Origin of the sequence: Acidiphilium rubrum (genome assembly GCF_900156265.1) — a bacterium.
GTDB classification, from domain to species: domain Bacteria; phylum Pseudomonadota; class Alphaproteobacteria; order Acetobacterales; family Acetobacteraceae; genus Acidiphilium; species Acidiphilium rubrum.
On record NZ_FTNE01000011.1, the window covers coordinates 109,622 to 132,549 of the forward strand.

The window sequence follows — 22,928 nt, forward strand, 5'->3', positions numbered from 1 at the left end:
GCATCAGCGATTGGCGAGCGGGGTTGCAAAGATGTCGATGTGGTCGATGCCGGAGCGCTGATACGCCTCCATGATGCGCGACCAGTCCTGGCCCGCGGCGCTCAATGAGCCGTCCGGTTGGATCACGGCGACTTCGTAGTCCTGGCTTGCGAACCAGCGCAGATAGTCTTCGCCAGAGACACCCGAGATGCCTGGTATGAGGTCGGGGGCGAATTCGCTGATGATGGCGGGACGGTGGCGGCGGATGATTTGTTCGCAGCCTTGCATGGCGGGGTATTCGGCGCCGTCGACGTCGATCTTGATCAGGTCGATCCGACGATCGGCGGGGATGACGCTGTCGAGGGCGAGGCAAGGCACGATGCGTGCGGTGAGCAGGGCGCCGATATCGTCCGGCACGCCGGAGGTGGTCCCGGTGGAGTGCGAGGTGTGAAGCGAGAGGATGCCGGTTTTCGAACCGGCGGCAGCGTGGACCAGCGTGATCTGCGCGAAATCGTTCAGGCGGCGGCTGGCTTCCAGCAGGCGCGCGTTCTGCTGGTTGGGTTCGACCGCGAACACATGGCCGGTGGGGCCGACGATGGCGGCGGAGAGCATAGAGAAATAGCCGATATTGGCGCCGATATCGAGCACGCCCATGCCGGGACGCAGCGTCCGACGGAAGATGGCGCTGACTTCGGGTTCATAGACCGATTCGCGCACGACCTTGCCGATCGCATCGTCCGTGACGTCCGAGACGATGCGGAAATCGGGCAGGTCGGTGATGACGATGTCGGACGAGATGTCCTGGCTCATCAGCCCGCGCCGGGCGAATTCGAGACTGTTGACATAGCTGGCGACGACGCCCTGGAGGTTGCCGCCGATGTGCGCGGAATGGCCTCGCCATTCCTCGATATTCGGTGAGCGGCCGAGCAGCAGACGGAAGCAGGCCATGATGTCGGCTTTGGTGGCCAGCGGCAGGTGGGGCTCCAACCAGGGGTCGCGGGCGCGTTCGGTCCGCAGGCGTGTGGGCGACGCATGGCGCCGGGCTGGTTCCTCGGGCGTGGCTTCGGGCAGGGGGGCGGGGGCGGTGGGCAGGACATCGGCGGCGGCGGCGAGGCCGGCGAGCATGCCGTGGGTCCGCTGGGCGACGGCGTTCCAGGAGCGATCGGCGAGCCAGACCTCGGCGGCTGTGCGCAGGGCGACGCGCGCGGGCGGGTCGGCGAGGTGGCTGATAATGGCCTCTGCGATGGCGGCCGGGGTTTCATCGGCCGTGCGGGCGACGGCGCGGCCGGCCTCGTCGAAGATCGGGAACGGCGTGACGATCGTGGGCGTGAGGCTGGCGAGGCAGTTGCGCAGGGCGGCGCTGGAGGCTTCCGGAGTGCGGCGGTAGGGCAGCACGAGCAGGTCGCAGCCCGCGAGCAGCGCCATCGATTCGTCATGGGTGAGGTAGTCGGTGGTCCACTCGATCGCGTCGGTGACGCCGAGTTCGGCGGCGAGCGCGGTGCAGGTGCGGTGTTCGGCGCGGGATTCCTCGGCCGGGAAAAGAGCGTTGACCAGGCGGAGTTTGGCGTGCGGCCAGGCGGCGCGGATGTCGGGCAGGGCGGCGATGAGGCTGCCGATGCCTTTCGAGGGCAGCAGGAACCCGTAGCAGCCGATGATCGGGGCGTCGCGGGCGGGATTTAACGGTGCAGGTGCGGATGTCGCGTTGAACGGCGCAGGAGCGGATGTCGCGTTAAACGGCGCAGGAGCGGATGTCCCGCTGAACGGCGCAGGTGCGCCGTGTGCTATGAGAACCACGGTATCGGACAGGCCGCGGGTGGCAAGGAAATCGACGTCGGCCACTGTGTGCACGACGATGCGGGTGGCGTTCTGCAGGGCGTCGAGCACGATCACCTGATCCGGTGGGGGGAGTTCGAGCAGATGGGCGGTGGTGTGGAGCGTGACGGCGACGACGCGACCGGCGAGGCGGGCGTCATTCAGCAATTGCGCGAGGCCGAGCCAATGGATCAGGCCGGGTTGATGCTGGATCATCAGCACGTCCGGATCGGCGCGGCTGACCGCGGCGGCGAGGTCGCCGATGGTCGTCAGGCCGCCTTGCGTCCAGGCAGGGGCGACAGGGACGCGGTGGGCGCCGATCCGTTCGGTGCGTTCATGCGTGCGGTGATCGGTCAGGATGCTCAGATGATCGTGCGGGGCGATGTGGGCGGCGAGGGCCGTGACCAGGTAGCGGGTGTATTCGGCCACACCGCAGCGGACATCCCATGAGCTGATGACGGCGAAGCGGCGCGGCGGCGGCGGCGGGGTGAGCAGGAGATCGATCGTGGTATCGATGAGGCGGCGCGTCCAGGCGCTGCGGTCGAGCCGGTGCATCACGCCGGTGCGGGCGCGTTGCGCGCGGGCGGTGGTAGCGGTGCTGGCGGTGGCGGCATCGGTGAAGACTTCGTGCAGGGCGCGCACCAGTGCCTGCGTGTCGGGCGCGAGCCAGAGGGATTGAGCAGCGGCAAGATGGCTGGCCGAGGGTTCGCGCCGTGCGGGGAGGACAATGGCGTCGTCCTCGGTGATGAAATCGGCGTGGCCGCCGGCACCGGTGACAATCAAAGGCAGCCCGGCGGCCATGGCTTCGGCGGCAGGCAGGTTGAAGCCTTCGCCGCGGGTGGGCAGCACCATGACATCGGCCGTGCGGTACAGGTCGAGCAGGTCCGCTTCGGGGATGTCATGATCGATCAGCACGATTTCGGGCAGATCGGGATGGTTGGCCTGCAGGCGCGCGATCTGCGCGGCGGTGTCGTTATGCGGGTTGGGGAAAGTCTTGATGACCAGACGCGGCCGCAGCGATTGGTCCGCCGCGCCGGCGACGGAGGGTGGGAACGCGGCGGCGAAGGCGGCCAGCAGCAGGTCGACGCCTTTACGGGGGAAGGTCGATGAGACGTGAAGGATGGTGAAAATGCCCGCGGTGACCGGTGACGTGGTGCGCGCGGCGGCGAGGGCTGCGAATTGGTCGAGCGGCGGCGCGTAGCCGACCACGCGCACTGGAATCGTGACGCCGGAATCGATCAAGGCCCGCGCTACGAACTGAGATGGGGCGAACACGGCGCGAAACGAGCGGTTGAGCTGTTCGACCATGGGCAGGGGGATGACGGATTCTTCCCAGAAGAAGAACGCGATGGCGAGGTCGGCCGCATGGTCGGGCACGTGGAGCGGGTAGTGCTGGCTGATCACCACCATCGGAGCGGTGGGCGGCGGATTGGCGGTGACCAGGGCGTGCAGGGCGGCGTGGTCGGCCTCGGGCACGTCGTCGAGCCGATCGGTCGGCTGCTGTTCGACCGGTTGCAGGCGGATGCGCCCGGGCAGGGCCTCGTCGAGGGCGAGGGCGAGCGTGCGGTTGACGGCGGCGAGGCTGTAGGTGCCGTTGACGTGGCCGGCGACCGTCATTGCAAGGTTGGCGGCAAGGGCGGTACGGGCGGCGGCGTCGTGCGGCGGCATCGCGCCGCCGCGCAGCAGCGCGGCGAGCAGCCCCGGCACGTGGCGCGACAAGCGGAAGCGGTCGAGATTGCCGTATTGCGCAGCGATGATCGGCTTGCGGCGCGCGTTGGTGGTCAGGTCCAGCATGGCGGTGGCTGCGGCGGCGGGATCGGCGGTGGCGAGCAGGGTGCCAGTGCCGGCCATGGTGTAGGGTACAGCACCGGTGCCATAGGCGATGACCGGAATCCCGTGGGCCATAGCCTCGATCAGCGGCACGCCGAAGCCTTCGTGGCGGCTGAGCGAGACGTAGAGATCGGCCCGGTGATACCAGTTGCTCAGCTCGGCGTCGGAGACCTGACCGGTAACGGTCACGACGCCGCGCAGGCCGAGTTCGCCGACCCGGCGATACAGGGCCGCTACGTACCCGTCACTGCCGCCTTCGGCCCGGCCGACCAGGACCAGGCGGCAGGGGCGCGCGAATTGCGCGCGGAATGCGGCGAAGGCTTCGACGAGGTCGATCTGTGCCTTGCTCTCGACGATGCGGCCGACGAACAGGATCGTGAAAGCTTGGTCCGGCTCGCGTTGAAACGGCACCGCGGCGCTGGCGCGCAACGTATCGATATCGAACAGCAGAGGACAGACGGTGACCGCGTTGTAGCCATGGCGACGCAGTTCGATCGCGTTGAACGGACTGACCGCGAGGGCGGCGACCGTGCGGTCACGCCAGAAATCGAGCTGCGCGCGGCCGAGATCGGCAAAGCGGGCGAGGCCGGGCATGCCGGTGAGCAGGTCGGCCGGGGTGATGTTGTGATACATCAGGATCTTCGGCGCGGGCAGGGCGGCAAGCTGCGCGGCCCGATCATGGCCGAGCGAATGCAGGACAATCAGGATGTAATCGTCGTGCACCGGCAGGTCTTCGAGGCGGAAAAACTGCTCGTCCAGCCGTTCGTCGGGGTGTTCGATAAAAATGTCGCTGCGGTAGCCGAGGCCGCGCAGGATGTCGCGGGTCAGCAGCATCGAGTTGGTGATGGCATCGCCGAAGGCGACACCGGGGTGGAACTGGTGAACCGCGCGGCGCAGCGGCGCCGGTTGCGTCACGGGTTCGCTCACGGGGCGTGCCCCGGCGGCGTGGCTACGGGGGCGCGTCCGGTGAGGCGGCGCAGGATGCGCGCGAGCGGCAAAACCGGCTTCAGGGCGCGTGGCCCGTCATCCCAGCGCAAGGTGAGCGAAAGGCGGTCGAGCGTGGTCTTGTAGGGCGTCAAATTCGTGATCTGGGCGCGCAGGTCAGCCTCCTGGTGCTCCATCATCTTGAGATGACGTTCCAGCAATTGCACCCAGTCTTCGCGCACTTTTACACCATGCTGGCTATTTTCCAGCGCGTGCTGGGTTTCGATGAGCAAGTGTTGCAGTGCGTCGTGCGTGGCTTCAAGCTCGGCGCTGCGGGCTTCGGCGGTCGACTGCATGGTGCGCAAATGCAGCATTTCGCGTTCGAGCAGCGCAATTTCGTTGGCCTGTTCGGCGATCGTGCGGGCGGCGTCCGCGGCGGCTGGATCGTGGATTTTGAACAGGTCGAAACTGTTGGGCGGCAGGCGGAAATGCGGTGCGAGTGCGGCGTGGCGTTCCTGGGCGACGTAAAAACGGTTCAGCCCGTCGAACCAGACGAACACATAGCCGGCTTCGAGCACCGTCGGCTCCCAGGTGGCGTTTTCGATGGTGCTGAGGGGTTCGGTGGCTTCGAGCAGCATGACCCATGGTCGGAACCGCTTGAAATCGGCGCCGGCGAGCACCTCGGCTTCGGCGCCTTCGACGTCGATTTTCAGAAAGTGTATATCGCCGGTCGCGTAGGTTTCGCAGATCTCTGCCAAGGTCATCACGCGAACCGGTCGGGCGGTGACGCGAAACCCGTCGCGCCGGTGGGTCGCGGCGATGTCGGCGTGCAAAGTGGAGAGCCCGGTGTCGACGACTTCGTGGAAAACCCGGCTGCCGGGGGCTTCGGCCAGCGCGACCTCGAGGTTGACATCCTCGGGCCGAGCGTCGTGCAGGCGGCCGAAATAGTGCTGGCTCGGCTCGATGTTCACGCCGCGCCACCCGGCGTCGTAAAAGGCCTTGGTGACGCTCATTTCGACCGGATCAGCCGCCCCGACATCGATGTAGACACCGTGCTCGATCTGGCCCAGGGCGCGCCACAGCATGACGTCTTCGAAGTTCTGAGCGTAGGAAATGAGGGGCATCGGCGTCCTGGATCAGTTTTTTAGATGATAGAGCATGGTGCGGGGGAAACTCAAACGACAGCGTTCAACTAGCGGTAGAGGCGGATGATGAAGGTGGCGAGGGCAAGGGCGGGACCAAACGGGATGGCCGCACCCGGCGGCCATACGGTGATGGAACGGGCGGCCGGGCTGCGGGCAGCGATGGCAACGGCGAGGCCGAGCAACCCGGCGGCCAGGATCAGGTCGGGCAGCGCGGCGAGGCCCACCCAGGCGCCGGCGGCAGCCAGCAGCTTGGCATCGCCGGCGCCGAGCCCTTCGCGGCCGCGAAGCACGCGGTACGTCAGGGCGATCGCGCGAAAGCCCAGGTACCCCGCGATGGCACCGAGCGCGTGGGCGGTGAGCGCGGCCGGCGTGAGCCACCAGGTAACGCAAAGGCCGGCGATGATCAGTGGCAGAGTGAGGACATCGGGCAGGATCAGGTGTTCGGCATCGATCCAGGCCAAAGCCAACAGGGTCCAGCCCAGGCCACAGGCGGTCCAGAGTTCCGACGGGGTGCGCGTGGCGCTGATCGCCCACAGCGTGATGGCGACGGCGGCGAGTTCAATCGCGAGGTGGAACCGCGCGATCGGCCCGCCGCAGGTGCGGCACCGGCCGCGCAGCAGCGCTATGCTGATCAGGGGAATAAGGTCGCGCGGAGCAAGCGTCTGGTTGCAATGGTCGCAGGCCGATCGGGCCATGCCGACCGGGCGGCCGGCAGGCAGGCGGCGGACCATGACGCCTGCGACACTGCCGGCAAAGGGCGCGACCAGGAGAGGGGGCAGCCAGAAAACCAGTCGATACTCCTGTTCGCCTCGCCCGATCGGCAGTTGGTGAAGGGTTTTGAAACGGCACGGCTGCATCTATAAGGATAACGGGACGGTACAAGAGTTGGATGCAGCGACTGGTCGTTTAGGAGCAGCCGAGACAATTGGAATGGTCGATATCACGTAAATGGGCGGTGCCACGGTTCGGCACAAGCCGAAGGAGCGGTGCACGGCGGGACGCGGAAGCGCCCGCCCCGGCCATGCCGGTGGCGGCACCGCGCCCGCCCGACCGGCTCGATGCATTGGCTGACCTGGTGATCGCCTCCGGCGTGTGCGACGCACGGACCGTGGCGCGGGCGCGGTCGGTCGCGGCGGACGGCGACCAGCGGTTGGACATGGTGATGATCCAGCTGGGCCTGATTTCCGAACGCGGGCTCGCGCAGATCTATGCGCGGCTGCTCGACTGCGCGGTGGCTGGGCCGGCGCGCTACCCCGATGCGGAGCCGGTCCTGCCGGGCGAATTGCCCGCCTTGTTCCTGCGCAATGCCCGCGCCGTGCCGGTGGCGATCGAGGCCGGGCACCTGGTGGTGGCAATGGCCGATCCGCTCGATGATTTCACCGCCGCCGCGATTGCCGCCGCGACCGGGCTTGCGGTGCGGCGCGAGGTGGCGCTGCCGATCGAGATCGATGCGGCGCTCGACCGGCTGTACCCGGACGCGCCCGGCACCGGAGCGGACGAGGCCGAGGGGCTCCCGGGGCGCGAACCGCTGGAAGAGGACGCCGAGCGGCTGAAGGATCTGGCGAGCGAGGCGCCGGTGATCCGGCTGGTCAACCAGATTATCTTCCGGGCGGTTGAGACCCAGGCGTCGGACATTCACCTCGAACCGTTCGAAGACCGGTTGCGGGTGCGCTACCGCTATGACGGTGAGTTGCACGAGGCGGAGAACCAGCCGGCGCAACTGACCGCGGCGATTACCTCGCGCGTGAAGATCATGGCGCGGCTCGATATCGCAGAGCGGCGTCTGCCGCAGGATGGCCGCATCAAGCTCGCCGTGCGCGGTCAGGACATCGATATCCGCGTCTCGACCGTGCCGTCGCTGCATGGTGAGGCCGTCGCGCTGCGGATTCTGGATCGCAGCGCGGTCGAACTCGATTACGGCGTGCTCGGTCTACCGCCGGCGATCATCGGTAAGTTGGGCGCTGCACTGGAACTGCACAACGGCATCGTGCTGGTGACCGGGCCGACCGGCAGCGGCAAGACGACGACGTTGTACACCGGGCTGAGCGGGCTGAACGTGACGGCGCGCAAGATCGTCACGATCGAGGACCCGATCGAGTTTCAGCTCGACGGCATCAACCAGATCCAGGTCAAGCCGCAGATCGACCTGCATTTCGCGACGCTGCTGCGCTCGATCCTGCGCCAGGACCCGAATGTCATCATGGTCGGCGAAATCCGCGACCTGGAGACCGTGCAGGTCGCGGCACGGGCGGCGCTGACCGGGCATCTGGTGTTGTCGACCGTGCATACCAATTCGGCGGCGGCGACCATCACGCGGCTGCGCGACATGGGGCTCGAAGATTATCTGATCGCGGCGACGATTCGCGGCGTGCTGGCCCAGCGCCTGGTGCGGCGGCTGTGTCTGGCCTGCCGCGCACCGGCGCCCGCACCGGACGAGCTGGTGCGCCAGTTCGATCTCGATCATGGCAACGGTGCGCCGGTCACGATCTGGCACGCGGTGGGCTGCCCGCAATGCCGCAACACCGGGTTTCGCGGCCGCATGGCGATCGCCGAGTTTCTCGAGCCGAATGCGGCGATCGAGCGATTGATCTTTGCGCGGGCGGATCAGGCCGACATCGAACGCGCGGCGGTCGCGGCGGGAATGGTGACCATGTTCGATCGCGGGATTGCGGCGGCGCTGGCCGGGGAGACTACCGTCGAGGAAGTGGTGCGCAGCATCAGGTCGGGCGCCTGATGGCGGCGTTTCGCTACACCGCGATCGACCGGTCGGGCCGGATGTCGAGCGGCGTGATGGACGCGCCGGATGCGGCGCAGGTCATCGCGCGGTTGCAACGGGACGGCAATATACCGGTCCGCACCGAGCCGGCGGACCAGCGGTCGTTCATCGCAGCACTTCTGGCGACCGAGTTCGGCAACACGGGGCTGCGGCGGCAGGATGTGGCGCATCTGACGCGCGAACTCTCGATCATGCTCGGCGCCGGGCAGGATCTGGACCGGGCGCTGCGATTTCTGGTCGAGACGGCGCCCAAGCCGCGGGTGGCGCGGCTGGTCGAGCAACTGCGCGCCGCGGTGCGCGACGGTGGTTCGCTCGCGGCGGCGCTGGCCGCGCAGCCGCAGAGTTTCTCAAAGCTCTATGTCGGTCTGGTGCGGGCGGGCGAGGCCGGTGGTGCGCTGGCCGCGACCCTCGACCGGCTGGCGCTGCTGCTGGAACGCCAGCGCAAGCTGACGGCCACAGTGCAGTCGGCGATGATCTATCCCGGGATGCTGGCGCTGGTCTCGATCGGGTCGGTGACGCTGCTGCTGACCGAGGTATTGCCGCAATTCGCCCCGCTGTTCGCCGAGAACGGCGCGCCGATGCCTGCATCGACCGCGTTTTTGCTGCGGTTCGGTGCGTTGATCCGTCATGATGGGCTGTACGGGCTGCTCGGCTTGATCGGGCTCGGGCTGGTGGTGCGTCAGTTGTTGCAACGCCCCGGCGTCCGGCTGGTGGTGGACCGGCTGGTGCTGCGCCTGCCGGTGATCGGCGGGCTGACGCGCGAGGTGCTCGCCGCGCGCTTCACGCGGACGCTGGGATCGCTGCTGCTGAACGGCGTGCCGCTGATCGCGGCCCTCGGCATCGTGCGCGACGTGATCGGCAACCGGGCCGCCATCGCGGCGGTGGAGCAGGCGACCAGCAGTGCCAAGGGCGGCGCGGGGCTGGCGGCACCGCTGGCGGCGGCACAGATTTTTCCGGTGCGGACCATGCATCTGCTGCGGTTGGGCGAAGAGACCGCGCAGCTCGGCGCGATCGCGCTGCGGGCCGCCGACATTCATGACGAGGCGGTGCAGCTCGGGATTCAGCGCCTGGTCTCGCTGCTGGTGCCGGCCATCACGATCTTGATGGGGGCGATCATCGGCGGGATCGTGTCGTCGCTGATGCTGTCGATGCTCAGCCTGAACAATCTGGCGGGATGAGGATGCTTGCGCGCCGAACCGATCCGGGGCGGTCCGCCGGCTTCACTCTGCTGGAAATCATGGTCGTGATCGTGGTGATGGGGCTGTTGCTGACGCTGGTGATCGGCCGCGGTCCCGAGCGCAGCCCGACGCTGGCATTGCGCGCGGCGGCGAGCCGGGTGGCGCAGGCGCTGCGGCTCGCGCGGACCGAGGCGATTGCCCATGGCGAGCCGGTGTCCTTCCGGGTCGATCCGGCGCAGCATGTGTTCGGGCCGCCGGGTCATGAAATTGCAATGCCGCCCGGGATCGGGCTGTCGGCTGCGAAACCAGTGATCGTGTTCGAGCCGGATGGCAGTGCGACCAGCGGGGCGATCGGGTTGTCGCTGCGGGCGATGCGCACGGTGATCGTGGTGCATTGGGTGAATGGGCGTGTAAGTGTCGGCCAAGTTCAGACCGGCTGATGCCGGCTTCACGCTGATCGAGGTGCTGGTGGCGCTGGTCATCGCGGCGCTGGCGCTCGGCGTGCTCTATCAGGGTTCGGTGGGCGGGATGCGATCGGCCAAGGTTGCGAGCCGGTATGAGGAAGCCTTGTCGCGTGCGCGATCGCACATGGCGGGGCTGCTCGTGCAGGGCGGGTTTCGCGCCGGGCTTCAGAGCGGCCGTGACGGGGGCGGGTTCACGTGGCAGACGCGGGTAATGCCGCTCGGCGTTGCGGTGACCGGCGGGCCACCGCAGCCCACGCGGCCGGCATTGTATGCGCTGACCGTGACGGAGTCCTGGGCATCCAGCGATGAGGATTCCGGCAGCGGGCGGCGCAGCGTGACGCTGCATGGCGAGCGGCTGGGCGCGGTCGCGGTGCAGGCACGATGAATTCAGGGCATGGTGGGTCGCAAGCGGGATTCACGCTGCTGGAAATCATGGTCGCGCTGGTGGTGTTCGGGTTCCTGATGGTCGGGTTGACCCAGAGCGTCAGTTTCGGGTTGCGGGCATGGAACGGGCAGGCCCGCACGATTACGGCGCGCGGTGACCTGGATGCGACCGATCGGGTGTTGCGCACGCTGATCGGGCAGATGGCGCCGGGATTTAAGGTCGATCTGCCCAACATCGTCGGGCGTGCGCACGGGCTTGCGTTCACCACGCGCTTGCCGGAGGGCGCGCCGGTGGCGGCGTTCACGCCGGTCGACGTATCGTTGACGGTGGATGCGCGGCACAATTTCATCCTGCGCTGGACGCCGCATGTTCATGCCGTGCGGGTGGCCGGGGTGCAGGTGATCCACACGACGACCCTGTTGCATGGGGTGGCTTCGGTCGATTTCGCGTTTTGGCGGCCGACACCGGGCGGGGGGGCGTGGCTGCGCAGTTGGGATAGCCGGACCCCGCCGGCGCTGGTCGAAATCCGCCTCCGCTTCGCCGGAGACCGGCATGCGGCGAACCGCCGCCATTGGCCGGTGATGGTGATTGCCCCGATGCGCGAGCCGGTTTTTTGAGATGCGTGGTCTGGACGCAATGCCGGTGAAGCACAGGCAGGACTGTTTTTTTGTAGCGAGGCGGCAGGGATCGTCCTTTGATCCGGACGCGGTTGGCGGCATCGAGGCGGATCAGGCGGCCGGCGATTTGTTTGAGGATTGCGGCCAACCAATGAGGAAACCGGGGCTATGCTGAACGCCTTCATGCGATGGTGGGCCGAACGTCTGTTCGAGTTGATTCCCGCCCGGCTGGTCGACCGCGACGCGCTCGGGGTTGATGCGCTGGTCGTCGAATTGTTGGGCGGCGACGGGGCGGGCGTGCAGCTTTCGGTCCGGCGCCAGCGCCGCGCGCGCCTGCTGATGCGCACGGCGCTGGATCAGCACGGTCTCGCGGCGTTGCGCGCGACCCCGCGCCGGGGATTGCCGCAGCGCGTCGTGCTGGTCGTGCCGACAGCCATGCTGCTGGAACGGATGGTGGTGCTGCCGGCGGCGGCCGAGGCCGATTGGCGGTCTGTACTGGGCTATGAGATCGTGCGGCTGACGCCGTTTGCGGCGGAGGCGGTGTATTGGAGCGGCAGGCTGGAACGGCGCGACGCGTCGCGCGGGAAGATCGGGCTGCGGCTGTCGATCGTGCCGAAGGCACCGGTCGCCCCGGTGATCGAGGCGCTGGCGGCGGCGGGGATCGTGCCGACCGCGATCGAAGTGATGGGCGCCGATGGCGTGCGGGTGATCCGCATGGCGGCGGCGATGGTGGAGACCAGGCGGCGCAACGCCTTGCACGCCCTGTGCGGGGCGTGCGCTGCGCTGGCGGTGCTGGCTGTGGCGCTGCCGTTTCTGACGCAGGCGCGCGCGATCTGGGCGGTCGATCAGCAGATCAAGGTATTGCGCCCGGTGGTTGTCCGGGCGGAGGCTTTGCGGCGCCGGATTCTCGCGGGATCGTCGAGCGTCGATGTGATCGCGCGGGAGCGCCTTCGGGTGGGCGACCCCCTCGCGGTGCTGGCCGCGGTGACGGGGGCCTTGCCCGATGATACGTATCTGACTGAACTGAGCCTGCGCCAGTTGCATCTGCAACTCGCCGGGCAGTCCGGCGCCGCGGCACCCTTGCTTGCGGCATTGTCGGCCAATCCGTCGCTGGGTGCGGTCGCGTTTGCGGCACCGGTCACGCGCGATGCGAACACTCACAAGGATCTGTTCACCATCAAGGCGACGATCCGGCCGGCGGCGGGGGCAGCGCCATGAAGCTTGATTTGCCGACCGGGCGCAACGGGCGCGTGCTTGCGGTGGGGTTCGCAGTCTTGGCGCTGGGTGTGCTGTGGCTGGCGATTGGCAGCCCGTTGGTCGGTTGGTATGGCGCGCGCGCGGCGCATCTGGCCGAGCGCCGGCTGTTCGCGGCGCATCTGGCGGGGCTGGCTGGCGAACTGCCCGCGCTCGAACGCGACGAACACCGGCTCTCGGCGTCGGTGCCGGCGCGGATGGTGCTGTTGCAGGGTTCGACCGATGCGATCGCCGCCGCGACGTTGCAGCAGACGGTGCAGGGTATGGCCAGCCGCGTGGGGGCGGTGATTTCGAGCACCGAAACGCTGGCGACGCAGCGTCGGGGGCGATATCGTCTGATCCGCCTGCAGGTGGCGCTGGGCGGCAAATGGCCGGTGCTGGTGCATCTGTTGCAGTCGATCACCACGGCACAACCGACCATGCTGGTTGATGATCTGCGGGTGAGCGGCGCTGATATCGGCGCGCGGGGAGAAAATGCCCCGTTGAGCGCGACCATCACCGTGATTGCCTTCCGGGCTGGAACCGCGCATCCATCGGCTGTGGAATTGGGTAGTGAAGCTGTGGTGAAATAATGCTTCGACTTGCCTTCATGACGATGGGTGGATTGGCTTTGGTTCTGGGTTGCATCGTGGTCGGCGAGGCATGGTGGGCCCATGCGGGGGGAGGCAGTGCGCTCATGGCGTCTCGGCCGACCCCGTTGCGACTGGCGCATGCTGTGCCGGCCGGGCCGGGTCGGGCCAATACGTGGGTGGCCGCGGTCCTGGCGCGACCGTTGTTCAACCCCTCGCGCCGGCCAGCACCCGTTGCGGCGGTTGCGGGATCGGACGCCGCGGCGCTGCCCAGGCTGACCGGCATCATGGTCAGTCCGGAAGGACGGCTTGCGATTTTCGCACCCGCCACGGGCGAGCCGATCACCGTGCAGCCGGGCGAGCGGATCGGCGGCTTCACCATTCGGGGGATCGCGCGTGATCATGTATCGGTGATCGGGCCCGATGGGGTCGAAACGGTCCGGATTGCCTACAGCGACGCACAGGGTACCAGCGTGAGCGCTGCGGCACCATCGCCGCGCGCGACCCCTGCGGCACCCGCGGACATGGTGCCACCCGGTTCCCTGTTCGCGATGCCGCACGTGACCCGGACCCTGGGGGGAATTACCCTCGACCAGACACCGACGGACCTGCCGAATGCGGCGACCTGGTCGGGCCCGCCAGCGTTATCGCAACTGGTGCCGCCGCTGCGGCCGCCACCGGCCAGCCATCCACTGCTGCCGGCGGGCAAACCATCCACGCCAGCCGGGGTGCCAGCCGAATGATGAAACGTCGACTCGCGCGGGTTATCTCGTTCGGCAGTCTGGCCGGGTTGCTGGCTGCGGGCGGTCTGAGCGGGTGCGCTGCACCGCGGCAACCGCTCGCGGCGCCGCAGCGGTTGAGCCAGCTGCGCGGGTCGGCCGGCGCGCGTTACGCCACACTCGATCCCAATACGAACCTCGGCCCGGCCCGGCGGGCATCGCCGCAGATGAGCTACGGGCAGGCGCAACCGCTCGGCCTGCCGCCCGGTGGCTCAGGGGCCGCTGGGGCCAGCGGTGGCGATATCTCACTGAACTTTGCCGATACCGATATCCGTACCGTGATCGCCCAGATCCTCGGGGATATGCTGCATGTGAACTACGTGATCGATCCCAGCGTACACGGCACGGCGACGTTTCACACCGCGCAGCCGCTGACGCGGACGGAGCTTCTGCCGGTGCTGCAGGCGTTGCTGGGCGAGAACGGGGCGGCGCTGGTGCAGACCGGCACGTTGTACCGGGTGGTGCCGGCGGCGACCGCGGCGACCACGACCAATCTGGCCGGCAACATCGCCGAGGCAGGCAGCACGCTGGTGCCGCTGCGCTACGCGGCCGCCGGGGAACTCGCCAAGGTGTTGCAGCCCTTCATCGGTGCCGGGGGCAAGATTATTGCCGCCCCCAACGGTAATGCGGTGCTGCTGTCAGGCGACCCGGCGGATCGGGCGACGATGCTCGGCCTGGTGCGGGCGTTCGATATCGATCAGTTGGCGGGGCAATCCTACGCGCTGCTCCCGGTATCGGCCGGGGATGCCAAGGACATGGCGGGATCCTTGCAGACCGCGTTGACCGGCAAGGCGGACATGGCCGGATTGCGGATCGTGCCGATGGAGCAGGTCAATGCCATTCTGGCGGTGGCAAACCGGCCGGGCACGATCGCGGATGTGCGGCGGGTGTTCGACCTGATCGAGCGGAGCCAGGCGCAGACGACGCGAAGCTGGCACGTCTATTATCTCCAGGATAGCCAGGCCAACAATCTTGCGTATGTGCTGCAGCAGGCGTTCACCCCCGATAACGTGACCGCGCAGCCGAACGGGACTGCGACCGGTGGTGCCGGCGGCACCGGCGAGCAGATGGGCGGGGCAGCGACGCTTGGCAGCGGATCCGGCGGGATTTCTACATCGAGCCCGTTGGGTGGAGCGGGTGGCGGCATTGCGTCGGGCGGCATCGGCAGTGGTGGCGGTACCGCGGCACCGGCGGCCACCGGCACGCCGGCGGCGGCTTCGAGCAGTTCGGCCAATCCGCTGCTGGGCGGACTGGGCGGTGGCGGGGCTGCTGGTGGTGGTGGCGGCGGCGATGCGATGCGGATCATTCCCGATCAGCAGAATAACGCTCTGCTGATCTATGCAACGCAGAGCGAGGACAATCTGGTCAACGCAATGTTGCGCAAGATCGATGTGCTGCCGCTGGAAGTGCGGATCGATGCGACGATCGCAGAGGTGCAGCTCAACAACAATCTGCAATACGGCACGCAGTTTTTTTTCCAGAAGGCAGGCGGCATCAACGGTATTCTGAACAACGGCACGGCATCGCTCACCACACCGGCCAATGTGGCGCTCAATTCGACGTTTCCCGGCTTCGTGATCGGGGGCAGCGGGGTCGGTGGCGCGCCGCTGGCGATTTCGGCATTGCAGGCGGTGACCAAGGTGCGGGTCCTGTCTTCGCCGGAGTTGCTGGTGCTCAACAATCATACGGCGCAATTGCAGGTGGGCAGCCTGGTGCCGTACTTAACGTCGAGTTCGCAGAGTACCATTACGTCTGGCGCGCCGGTGATCAGCAGCATTCAATACCAGCCGACCGGCGTGATCATGAAGGTGACGCCGCGGGTCGATCGTGACGGGCTGGTAGAGTTGCAGATCGCCCAGAACGTCAGCAGCGTCTCGACCGCAACAACGACCAACGGCATCCAGTCGCCGACATTTCTTCAGCGCAGCATATCGTCGAGCGTCGTGGTGCAGGATGGCCAGACAATCGGGTTGGCCGGGTTGATCACGGACAGTGCCTCGCACGATAACCAGGGGATTCCGTGGCTGAAGGATATTCCTGTGCTCGGCGCGCTGGCGGGTACCCAGAACAATACGCGGGTGCGGGACGAGTTGCTGGTACTGCTGACGCCGCATGTGGTTTACAACACGCACGATGTGCAGGCGCTGACGGCGGATATGGAACGTGCGATGCCGGGGGCGACCAATGTGCCGGCGGAGTTGACCGTGCCGGATGCCGGACTTTCCGATCCTAACCTCGCGGTTCGCCGTGCCCTGCGGGTTCAGCAGTGACTGGCCGGGCACTGCCCGCTGAACGGCAATCGGGTGTCGCGCTGATCATCGTGTTGTGGACCGTCGTGCTGCTGATGTTTCTGGTCGGTCATATCGAGGCGGCAGGCCGCGACGAGGCGCGGCTTGCGCTGAACCTGCGGCGCAGTGCAGCTTTGCAGAGCCAGGCCGACGGAGCGATTGCGGTGGCGGCGTTTCACAGCCTCGACCAGACCGCGTCCCATTGGCCCGCGGATGGGCAGATCCATGTGGTCCGTGTTCACGGGGATGCATTCGTCGACCGGATCCGGATCGCGCTGATCGATCAATCGGGCAAAATCAACCTCAATGCAGCGCCCGCCTCGTTGTTGCAGGGACTGATCGTGGCGATCGGGCGCAGCCCGGCGCAGGCTGCGGCCGTCGCTTCAGCGATCGTGCAATGGCGGGCGCCGGACGGGAATGCGCAGAGCGCCGTGCAACTTGCCGCACAGTATCGCAATGGCGGCCACCAGTTCGGGCCGCCCGGGACGCCGTTTGAATCGCTCGCGGAACTCGGGTTGGTCGCCGGCGTGTCACCCCGTTTGGCGAGCGCATTGCGGCCGTATCTCACGCTGTTCGGCAACGGCGGGGTCAACCTCGCCTATGCGGCGCCAGCGGTGAAACGAGCGGTGGCAATGGGCGCCGGGGCCGGCGCGGCGTTCATGCCGCATCCGCTGGGATTACGGGTCATCGAGATCACCGCCACGGCATCGGGTCCTGGGAATACGCGGTTCACCCGGCGCGCGATCGTGCGGCTGGGATCGCAGGCGAGCGGGTGGATGCGGATATTGATGTGGTCGACCCCTGCTGCGCCCCCTGCTGCGCTCCATGTCGCCGCACAATCCTGAACGCGCGCGGTTGCCGGTGCGGCGGCTCGCATTCGCCAACCAACTGCGCGGTGTGGCGGCAATTCTGGTCGCGTGCAGTCATTTGCTCGGTGTCTATTGGGCGGTTCCGCAATTTGTTGCGGCGGCGACATTTTCACCGGTGCAGACCGGCGTGGCGCCGGCGGCTTATGATTGGGTCGATGATCGATGGTTCCAACTGGGGCCGTTCGGCGTCGGGTTGTTCTTTCTGATCAGTGGCCTGGTCATTCCCTATTCGCTGGCCCGGCACACCCGCCTGACGTTTCTGGTGGCACGGATGCTGCGGATCTACCCGTTGTTCATTCTGGCGCTGCTGATCGAACTGGGCGTGCTGTATGCGGCCGCGTACTATTGGCAGCGGCCGTTTACCTATGGTGCAGGCACGATCGTTGCGAATCTTCTGCTGGTCGCTAATTTGACCGGCGCGCCGGTGATCGATTTCGTGAACTGGACGCTGACGATCGAGCTCGAGTTCTATCTGATGGTGTTGCTGCTCGCTGGGGTGATCCGGCGTGGCAGCATCCTGGCATTGATCGGCGTGGCAATCGGGCTGGTCGCGCTGGCTGTGCTGATCGGCCGGCATCCGGCTGGAGGCGATCCGTCGCTGGGATCGCGCATGATCAGCGGGTTCGGGTTCGAACTGCAGTATCTTGTTTTCATGCTGATCGGCGTGGCGTTCAATTTTCATAACAGCGGACAGCTTGGCACGCGGGGGTTGCTGGCGGGTGGTGCTGCGATGGTGCTGCTGTTCGCTACAGCGGCAGCGTGGGGCGTAGCCCAGCCGGAGTACCGCGTGGTGGCCGGCAATTATTGTGCGGCTCTGGCGGTATTTGGCACGCTCTATGCGGCGCGGCACCGGATCAGGGATAATCGGGCGCTCGATTTTGTCGCCTCGATCAGTTTTCCGTTTTATCTGATCCACGCCGTGATCGGATTTACCATGATAAAGATCTTGATGATGGTTTTCCATTTGAACTACGACGCAGCATTGTTGGGCTCCATTGGAGCCATCACTTTGATTGCATATTTTCTGCATCGTACCATCGAAGAAAAGACGATCGGACTCGGCCATCGACTGAGCGGTCGCTACCGCCAGACAGCCTCGGATGTCGATGATGACCATGGTGTCAGGATCGGCCGTGTCCGTTCCGAGATCTAAAGCTTTTTGTTAAAAATTTATTACAATGCTGGATTTTTTCGTAAAATAAATTTTCACGGTGCTGCATCTGTCGAGGGCGCTCGGCGGTATCCACGGTATCAGAGCCGCGCTTTTAAAAATCCGGGCCAGGAGTCTGTGGGTCGGAGCTGGATGACGGAGCGGCGTGATCAAAGGGGAGCACAGCGGCCACTGGTAAACTATGTCGGGCAATGCAGCAGTCGTCAATTCCATTGGTTTTCGACTGCCAGCTCATTTGTGCGCTCCGGTCTGACAATGTCGTTTTCATCAACTTTCAGGGAATCAGCCAATGACGATCGATGTGACCGAGCAAATCAAAACCGTCGCGAATGCACGCGCCGGTCGCCGCAGCCTCATGCGGAATGCGGGCGTTGGGGTGGCCGGCGTTGCAGCGCTGAGCGGCATGACCGCGGCGGGTGTCGGCGGTCTGGCACTGACCAGCCCTTCGGCGCGTGCCGCGACGACTTATACGGATGCGGATATTCTGAACTTCGCGCTCAATCTCGAATATCTCGAAGCGAACTACTATCTCTACGCCGTGACCGGCCAGGGCGTCGCCACTGGCGATCAGACCGGCACGGGAACCCAGGGCAAGGTCACCGGTGGTGCCGCGGTTCCGTTCAAGACCCCGATCTATCAGCAGTACGCTGCCAACATCGCCGCCGATGAACAGACCCACGTGCGGTTTTTGCGCGCTGCGCTCGGCTCGTCTGCCGTCGCGATGCCGAACATCGATATCGTCAATTCCTGGAACACCCTGGCCCTTGCGGCCGGCTTGATCGTGAAAGGGCAGACGTTCAACCCGTTCGCCGATGAAATCAGCTTCCTGATCGGCGCCTATGTGTTCGAGGATGTCGGTGTGACCGCATATTGTGGTGCTCTGGCCGCATTGACCACGCCGGCCAACGTTACCTACGCGGGCGCAATCGAGGCTGTCGAAGCGTATCACGCCGCGACGGTCCGTACCTTGCTTGCCACGATCGGCGGCGGCGGCCCGCTCGCAAAAATTTCGGCTCTGCGCGCGACATTGGCAGGCACCGGTGGCATGACCGGCATTCCGGCTGATGACCAGGGTGTGCTGATGCCGAACGGTGCGGTCAACGTCGGTCCGTTCGGGTCGCAGGCGCTGGTGTTCCGTCGTACGCCGCAACAAGTGCTGAACATCGTTTATGGTGCAACGGGCACCGGCCTGACGAGCGGTCTCTTCTTCCCGTCGGGCATGAACGGCACGATCTATACATCCTGATCGGACGGGCCGGGCGCGGTTCAGCGCGCCCGGCACTTCGTTGCGATGAGCGCGAAAGCACGGCACGATGGTTTACACCCGTCGTGCCGTGTTTTATTCACCGATCGGCCGCGACCCTCGCCGGCTGTGGCGCAGCAGACCGGCGTGAAGCGAACAGGCGGCGCGCTGCATTGACGACCTTGATCTGGTAGGCATGATTGAGTGGCGCGGTATGGGAATGGTAATCACCAACGGCCTGCATCAGATGCCCATCGTCCTGCGTCAGATACGTGCGCAGGATGGCGCCGGCGGCGGCAATGTTGAAGCATGGCTGGTTGGTGAGGCGGGTTTTCACCACGCTGGTCGCCAGGCCGGTGTAGCGCGACAAAGCGGGCAACCAGATCGTGTTCACCTGCATGATACCAAGATCGTCCGAGCCATTGACGTTATGATCGATACTGCCGTTTATACCGCCCTCGACGATTGCGATCGAAGGGAGCACGCGCGGCGGCAGATGATAGATCGACGCGACGAGCGCCATACACGCCAGATAAGGGATCCCCAACCTCATGCACTCCAATAAGCCGCGCCGCATGGTGTCGCATCTGCGCGATTTAATCAATCGCAGGCTGTTTCGTGCTGTCGAACCGGTGACCCCGTCGGGTGAGGCCGGGTTTACACTGCTCGAGATCATGGTGGTGATTGTCATAATCGGGTTGTTGATCGGCATTGTGGCGCCGGCGGTGCTGCATCAGCTGGGTCGGGCGCGGGTGTCGATTGCGGGGCAGTCGATCGAGCGGTTGGAGTCGGTGCTCGATATGTACAAGCTCGACACCGGTTCGTACCCGACGACGGAACAGGGGCTGGAGGCACTGGTGGCGCAGCCGGCGGGGGTTGAGAACTGGAACGGCCCTTACGTGAAGGCGGGGAAACTGCCGGTCGATCCGTGGAACCATCCGTATATTTATCGCGATCCGTCGGACCGGGCAGGCATGGCCTATGATTTATGCTCGCGCGGGCCGAACGCGGCTGCGAGCGGCGCGCCGCATCTGATCTGCAACAAGTGAAGCGTGGGCGGTAGCGGGGGCGATACAGATCACCGCTGCCGTGCGGGCGTCCCCACCAAGTTTCGTGCCGCGCCCTCGTCCGGTATCGGCGGTCGCGGTGCATGGCGTAGATCGCGTTGAACGATTAGATAGGCTACCTCGTCGCTTAAACTCTCCATGATCGTGATGACGCTATGAGCCTGCGCCTATGAGCCGGACCGAAGAGTTTGAGTGGTGGCAACGCCCGCTTCGAAAGCCGGCTTTGAGGGCTTGATGACCAAGACGGCAATTTTGGCAAACGGAGGGTGGTCGGTCGGGTTGCACGGACATCGCGTGGATCTGGGTCACGCTTAGTTTGGTCATGCTCAGCTGAACAGGTGCGGCAACAGGACCGTGGCGGCGAAGGTGAGGCCGCTGGCGACGAGGAAGAGGGTGACGCCGATGCCGGCGATGTTGCCCAGGCGGCCGTTGCGGTGTTGGCCCATGATTTCGGCATCGTTGGCGATGACGATGAGGAAGAGCAGGGCGGGCGGCATCGCGAGGGTTGCGACGACGTTGACCAGGATGACGATGTCTTCGAGCGGGGCGCCGGGGATCAGGGTCAGGCCGCCGGCGGCGCAGGCGGAGCCGAGCAGGACGGCGTAGAAGCGCCAGCCGTCGCGCATTGTCGCGTTCAGACTATGGGCGGTGCCGGTGACTTCGCCGAAGGCGTAGGCCGATGAGGTCGATATCGCGATCGCCGCGACCAGCCCGGCCTCGAAAATGCCGATCGCGAACAATGAGGCGCCGAGGCGGCCGATCAGGGGTTGCAGGGCCTCGGCGAACTGGGCGGTCTGGAAATTGCCGGCGCTGATGCCGTGCGCGAACAAGGGTGCGGTGGCGACCACCGCGGCGATGGCGAAGGTCGCGGCGAGGAGCGTGCCGATCAGCGTGTCGATCCGCGCGCCGGATAATTCGGTCGATGTCAGCCCTTTGTCGGCCACGGCGCCTTGCTGGAAAAACAGCATCCAGGGTGTGACGGTGGCACCGATGTCGGCGATCATCAAGGTGATCGTGCCGGGTTTCAGGCCGCCGGGCAGTGGGCTCCAGGTGAGCATGGCGTGGCCGATCGCCGTGGCATCGGGGTGGGCGAGCAGGGCGACGGGGAGAAAAATGGCGTTGCCCAGGGCCAGGGCCATCGCGAAACGCTCCCAGGTGCGGTAGCGCGAGGTCGAAATCGCGAGGCCGATCACCAGGATGCTGCCGCCGACCGCAACGGCGGGGGGCACGCCGAAATAGCCGAGGCCGGCGCGGATGCCGATGAATTCGGTGACGAGGGTCAGAAAATTGCCGGCGGTGAGATCGAGCATCGCGAAGCCGCCCCAGAACCGGCCGAAGCGGGCGAAGATGAGTTCGGCATGGCCCTGGCCGGTGGCGGCGCCGACGCGGGCGACCATTTCCTGCACCACGAAGCCGATCGCAAAGGTGAACAGGATGAAGGGCAGGAAGAAGCCGATGCCGAATTGCGCGCCGGTGGCGGCGTATGACAACATGCTCGGGGCATCGTTCTCGCCGAGGAAGGTGATGACGCCGGGACCGACCAGGAGCAGCAGGACGCGGGCGCCGAACCAGCGGGATCTGTGACCGCGGGCGCGCAAAATGGTTTGGCGGTCGGCCGCGCGATCGAAATCCTCGTGCGAGGGGGCGGTGGGCGCGGCCGGGTCGGCGCGGCTCATTGCAGGAGGCGCGCGAGGGCGATGGCGACGACTGCGAGCATGAGCACCACGTAGAGCCGCAGGGACCAGAGCAGCAGCCGCAGGCGGGGCGAGATTGTGCTGCGCTGCCAGGTCATGGTGCGGCGGGCAGCGTAAAATGCGGCATCCTGGTGAACGGTCGGTTCGTCGTTCATGAGGGTTTCAATTGTTGCCATGGCTACATGGTAAAGTTATAGGTCTAACAGAGTCAACAGCGGCCGCCGGGACGCGGCGAACAGAGGGGCGCGATGACGAAGGCGGGTGGGGTGAGGACATTGCCGTCGGAACCGGCGCAGGCGCGGCGGTTTGGGCGGGTGCGGGATGCGCAGGCGACGGCGCTGCTGGAGGATTATGTCGAGCTGATTGCGGATTTGCTGGCCGATGCCGGTGAGGCGCGGCTGGTCGATATCGCGCGGCGGATGGGGGTGGCGCATCCGACGGCGGCGAAGACGATCAACCGGTTAAAGCGGCAGGGGTTGGCGATGTCTGAACCTTACCGTGGTATTTTTCTGACCGAAATTGGTATGCAGATGGCCGAACGGGCGCGCGTGCGGCATCGGCTGGTGGTTCGGGTGCTGGAGACGCTGGGCGTACCAACCGACGTTGCCGAGGCCGATGCCGAGGGTATGGAACACTATGTGTCGGACGTCACCGGGCGTGCCTTCATGAAATTCATCGATGCCTACGGTCAATTTGGTACGATATCGTAACGATTTAGGTGTGCGAAATCATGGCCCCCTCCGCCAGAGTTTTTTGACGTTGAAGGAGGGGATGAAGGGCTGGTGCCAGGGTGGCACGGGCGGTGGGGGTGGGCCGAGGATTTCGTGGAGTTGTTCTGGCGTGAAGTCGATGCTGCCGTCGGGGTTGATTTTGTATTGGTCCAT

At 66.1% G+C, this 22,928-nt stretch carries 20 protein-coding genes; 14 read left to right on the top strand and 6 right to left on the bottom strand.

Annotated elements, in window-relative coordinates; translation table 11 throughout:
* Positions 1–3: 3 nt before the first annotated feature.
* From BW994_RS10090 to BW994_RS10100, 3 genes are all read right to left on the bottom strand, one after another.
* Positions 4–4,548, bottom strand: a complete 4,545-nt coding sequence (locus tag BW994_RS10090) for an FkbM family methyltransferase (protein WP_029311936.1) — start codon at positions 4,546–4,548, stop codon at positions 4–6.
* A complete protein-coding gene (locus BW994_RS10095; RefSeq protein WP_051657343.1) occupies positions 4,545–5,669 on the bottom strand; it encodes an FkbM family methyltransferase in 1,125 nt (374 codons plus the stop codon). The genes BW994_RS10090 and BW994_RS10095 overlap by 4 nt, the downstream gene beginning before the upstream one ends.
* 68 nt (positions 5,670–5,737) lie before the next feature.
* A complete protein-coding gene (locus BW994_RS10100; protein ID WP_342667839.1) occupies positions 5,738–6,514 on the bottom strand; it encodes a prepilin peptidase in 777 nt (258 codons plus the stop codon).
* A 197-nt stretch (positions 6,515–6,711) separates the two neighbouring features.
* On the opposite strand from BW994_RS10100, the gene BW994_RS10105 reads away from it, so the two are divergent.
* From BW994_RS10105 to BW994_RS10160, 12 genes are all read left to right on the top strand, one after another.
* Positions 6,712–8,424 carry a GspE/PulE family protein gene (locus BW994_RS10105; RefSeq protein ID WP_029311939.1) on the top strand — a complete coding sequence of 571 codons (1,713 nt, stop codon included), beginning with the start codon at positions 6,712–6,714 and terminating at the stop codon, positions 8,422–8,424.
* Entirely contained in the window at positions 8,424–9,644 is a 1,221-nt protein-coding gene (locus tag BW994_RS10110) for a type II secretion system F family protein (RefSeq protein ID WP_029311940.1), read from the top strand. Before BW994_RS10105 ends, BW994_RS10110 begins: the two co-directional genes overlap by 1 nt.
* 2 nt (positions 9,645–9,646) lie before the next feature.
* Positions 9,647–10,084, top strand: a complete 438-nt coding sequence (locus BW994_RS10115; RefSeq protein ID WP_029311941.1) for a GspH/FimT family pseudopilin — start codon at positions 9,647–9,649, stop codon at positions 10,082–10,084.
* Positions 10,059–10,493 (top strand): type II secretion system protein, encoded by a 435-nt coding sequence (locus BW994_RS10120; protein WP_029311942.1) that lies wholly within the window; start codon positions 10,059–10,061, stop codon positions 10,491–10,493. The genes BW994_RS10115 and BW994_RS10120 overlap by 26 nt, the downstream gene beginning before the upstream one ends.
* Positions 10,490–11,110 carry a PulJ/GspJ family protein gene (locus BW994_RS10125; protein ID WP_029311943.1) on the top strand — a complete coding sequence of 207 codons (621 nt, stop codon included), beginning with the start codon at positions 10,490–10,492 and terminating at the stop codon, positions 11,108–11,110. Before BW994_RS10120 ends, BW994_RS10125 begins: the two co-directional genes overlap by 4 nt.
* A gap of 168 nt (positions 11,111–11,278) precedes the next feature.
* The gene (locus tag BW994_RS10130) at positions 11,279–12,328 is read left to right on the top strand and encodes a PilN domain-containing protein (protein ID WP_051657344.1); all 1,050 of its coding nucleotides are present in this window, start codon (positions 11,279–11,281) and stop codon (positions 12,326–12,328) included.
* Positions 12,325–12,936, top strand: coding sequence for a type II secretion system protein GspM (gspM, locus tag BW994_RS10135; protein ID WP_029311945.1), 612 nt, complete (start codon positions 12,325–12,327; stop codon positions 12,934–12,936). The genes BW994_RS10130 and gspM overlap by 4 nt, the downstream gene beginning before the upstream one ends.
* Before the next feature lie 104 nt (positions 12,937–13,040).
* Positions 13,041–13,676, top strand: a complete 636-nt coding sequence (locus tag BW994_RS10140) for a hypothetical protein (protein WP_029311946.1) — start codon at positions 13,041–13,043, stop codon at positions 13,674–13,676.
* Entirely contained in the window at positions 13,673–15,982 is a 2,310-nt protein-coding gene (gene gspD / locus BW994_RS10145; RefSeq protein ID WP_139334067.1) for a type II secretion system secretin GspD, read from the top strand. The genes BW994_RS10140 and gspD overlap by 4 nt, the downstream gene beginning before the upstream one ends.
* Positions 15,979–16,845: a type II secretion system minor pseudopilin gene (locus BW994_RS10150; protein ID WP_051657346.1), complete on the top strand. Its 867-nt coding sequence runs from the start codon at positions 15,979–15,981 to the stop codon at positions 16,843–16,845. Before gspD ends, BW994_RS10150 begins: the two co-directional genes overlap by 4 nt.
* Positions 16,826–18,022: an acyltransferase family protein gene (locus BW994_RS10155; protein ID WP_029311949.1), complete on the top strand. Its 1,197-nt coding sequence runs from the start codon at positions 16,826–16,828 to the stop codon at positions 18,020–18,022. The genes BW994_RS10150 and BW994_RS10155 overlap by 20 nt, the downstream gene beginning before the upstream one ends.
* A gap of 307 nt (positions 18,023–18,329) precedes the next feature.
* On the top strand, positions 18,330–19,286 hold the full coding sequence (locus BW994_RS10160; RefSeq protein WP_051657347.1) for a ferritin-like domain-containing protein: 957 nt from the start codon (positions 18,330–18,332) through the stop codon (positions 19,284–19,286).
* A gap of 97 nt (positions 19,287–19,383) precedes the next feature.
* Here BW994_RS10160 and BW994_RS10165 read toward each other — a convergent pair whose 3' ends face one another.
* Positions 19,384–19,806 carry a lytic transglycosylase domain-containing protein gene (locus BW994_RS10165; RefSeq protein ID WP_175612108.1) on the bottom strand — a complete coding sequence of 141 codons (423 nt, stop codon included), beginning with the start codon at positions 19,804–19,806 and terminating at the stop codon, positions 19,384–19,386.
* A 28-nt stretch (positions 19,807–19,834) separates the two neighbouring features.
* Here BW994_RS10165 and gspG point away from each other — a divergent pair, with 28 nt between their 5' ends.
* On the top strand, positions 19,835–20,332 hold the full coding sequence (gene gspG / locus BW994_RS10170; protein ID WP_281174437.1) for a type II secretion system major pseudopilin GspG: 498 nt from the start codon (positions 19,835–19,837) through the stop codon (positions 20,330–20,332).
* Positions 20,333–20,676: 344 nt separating this feature from the next.
* Here the strand turns inward: gspG and BW994_RS10175 are convergent, their stop codons facing one another.
* Both BW994_RS10175 and BW994_RS19645 read right to left on the bottom strand, forming a co-directional pair.
* Positions 20,677–22,026 (bottom strand): NRAMP family divalent metal transporter, encoded by a 1,350-nt coding sequence (locus BW994_RS10175; RefSeq protein ID WP_029311953.1) that lies wholly within the window; start codon positions 22,024–22,026, stop codon positions 20,677–20,679.
* A complete protein-coding gene (locus tag BW994_RS19645; RefSeq protein ID WP_156038131.1) occupies positions 22,023–22,199 on the bottom strand; it encodes a hypothetical protein in 177 nt (58 codons plus the stop codon). The genes BW994_RS10175 and BW994_RS19645 overlap by 4 nt, the downstream gene beginning before the upstream one ends.
* 93 nt (positions 22,200–22,292) lie before the next feature.
* Here BW994_RS19645 and mntR point away from each other — a divergent pair, with 93 nt between their 5' ends.
* Positions 22,293–22,754, top strand: coding sequence for a manganese-binding transcriptional regulator MntR (gene mntR, locus BW994_RS10185; RefSeq protein ID WP_029311955.1), 462 nt, complete (start codon positions 22,293–22,295; stop codon positions 22,752–22,754).
* The last annotated feature ends 174 nt before the right edge of the window (positions 22,755–22,928 follow it).

Coding starts and splice junctions, on each gene's coding strand:
- BW994_RS10095 (WP_051657343.1), bottom strand. CDS start 5,669: ATGCCCCTCATTTCCTACGCTCAGAACTTCGAAGACGTCATGCTGTGG.
- BW994_RS10105 (WP_029311939.1), top strand. CDS start 6,712: ATGCCGGTGGCGGCACCGCGCCCGCCCGACCGGCTCGATGCATTGGCT.
- BW994_RS10110 (WP_029311940.1), top strand. CDS start 8,424: ATGGCGGCGTTTCGCTACACCGCGATCGACCGGTCGGGCCGGATGTCG.
- BW994_RS10115 (WP_029311941.1), top strand. CDS start 9,647: ATGCTTGCGCGCCGAACCGATCCGGGGCGGTCCGCCGGCTTCACTCTG.
- BW994_RS10125 (WP_029311943.1), top strand. CDS start 10,490: ATGAATTCAGGGCATGGTGGGTCGCAAGCGGGATTCACGCTGCTGGAA.
- BW994_RS10130 (WP_051657344.1), top strand. CDS start 11,279: ATGCTGAACGCCTTCATGCGATGGTGGGCCGAACGTCTGTTCGAGTTG.
- gspM (WP_029311945.1), top strand. CDS start 12,325: ATGAAGCTTGATTTGCCGACCGGGCGCAACGGGCGCGTGCTTGCGGTG.
- BW994_RS10140 (WP_029311946.1), top strand. CDS start 13,041: ATGGCGTCTCGGCCGACCCCGTTGCGACTGGCGCATGCTGTGCCGGCC.
- gspD (WP_139334067.1), top strand. CDS start 13,673: ATGATGAAACGTCGACTCGCGCGGGTTATCTCGTTCGGCAGTCTGGCC.
- BW994_RS10155 (WP_029311949.1), top strand. CDS start 16,826: ATGTCGCCGCACAATCCTGAACGCGCGCGGTTGCCGGTGCGGCGGCTC.
- BW994_RS10160 (WP_051657347.1), top strand. CDS start 18,330: ATGACGATCGATGTGACCGAGCAAATCAAAACCGTCGCGAATGCACGC.
- BW994_RS10165 (WP_175612108.1), bottom strand. CDS start 19,806: ATGGCGCTCGTCGCGTCGATCTATCATCTGCCGCCGCGCGTGCTCCCT.
- gspG (WP_281174437.1), top strand. CDS start 19,835: ATGCACTCCAATAAGCCGCGCCGCATGGTGTCGCATCTGCGCGATTTA.
- BW994_RS10175 (WP_029311953.1), bottom strand. CDS start 22,026: ATGAGCCGCGCCGACCCGGCCGCGCCCACCGCCCCCTCGCACGAGGAT.
- BW994_RS19645 (WP_156038131.1), bottom strand. CDS start 22,199: ATGAACGACGAACCGACCGTTCACCAGGATGCCGCATTTTACGCTGCC.
- mntR (WP_029311955.1), top strand. CDS start 22,293: ATGACGAAGGCGGGTGGGGTGAGGACATTGCCGTCGGAACCGGCGCAG.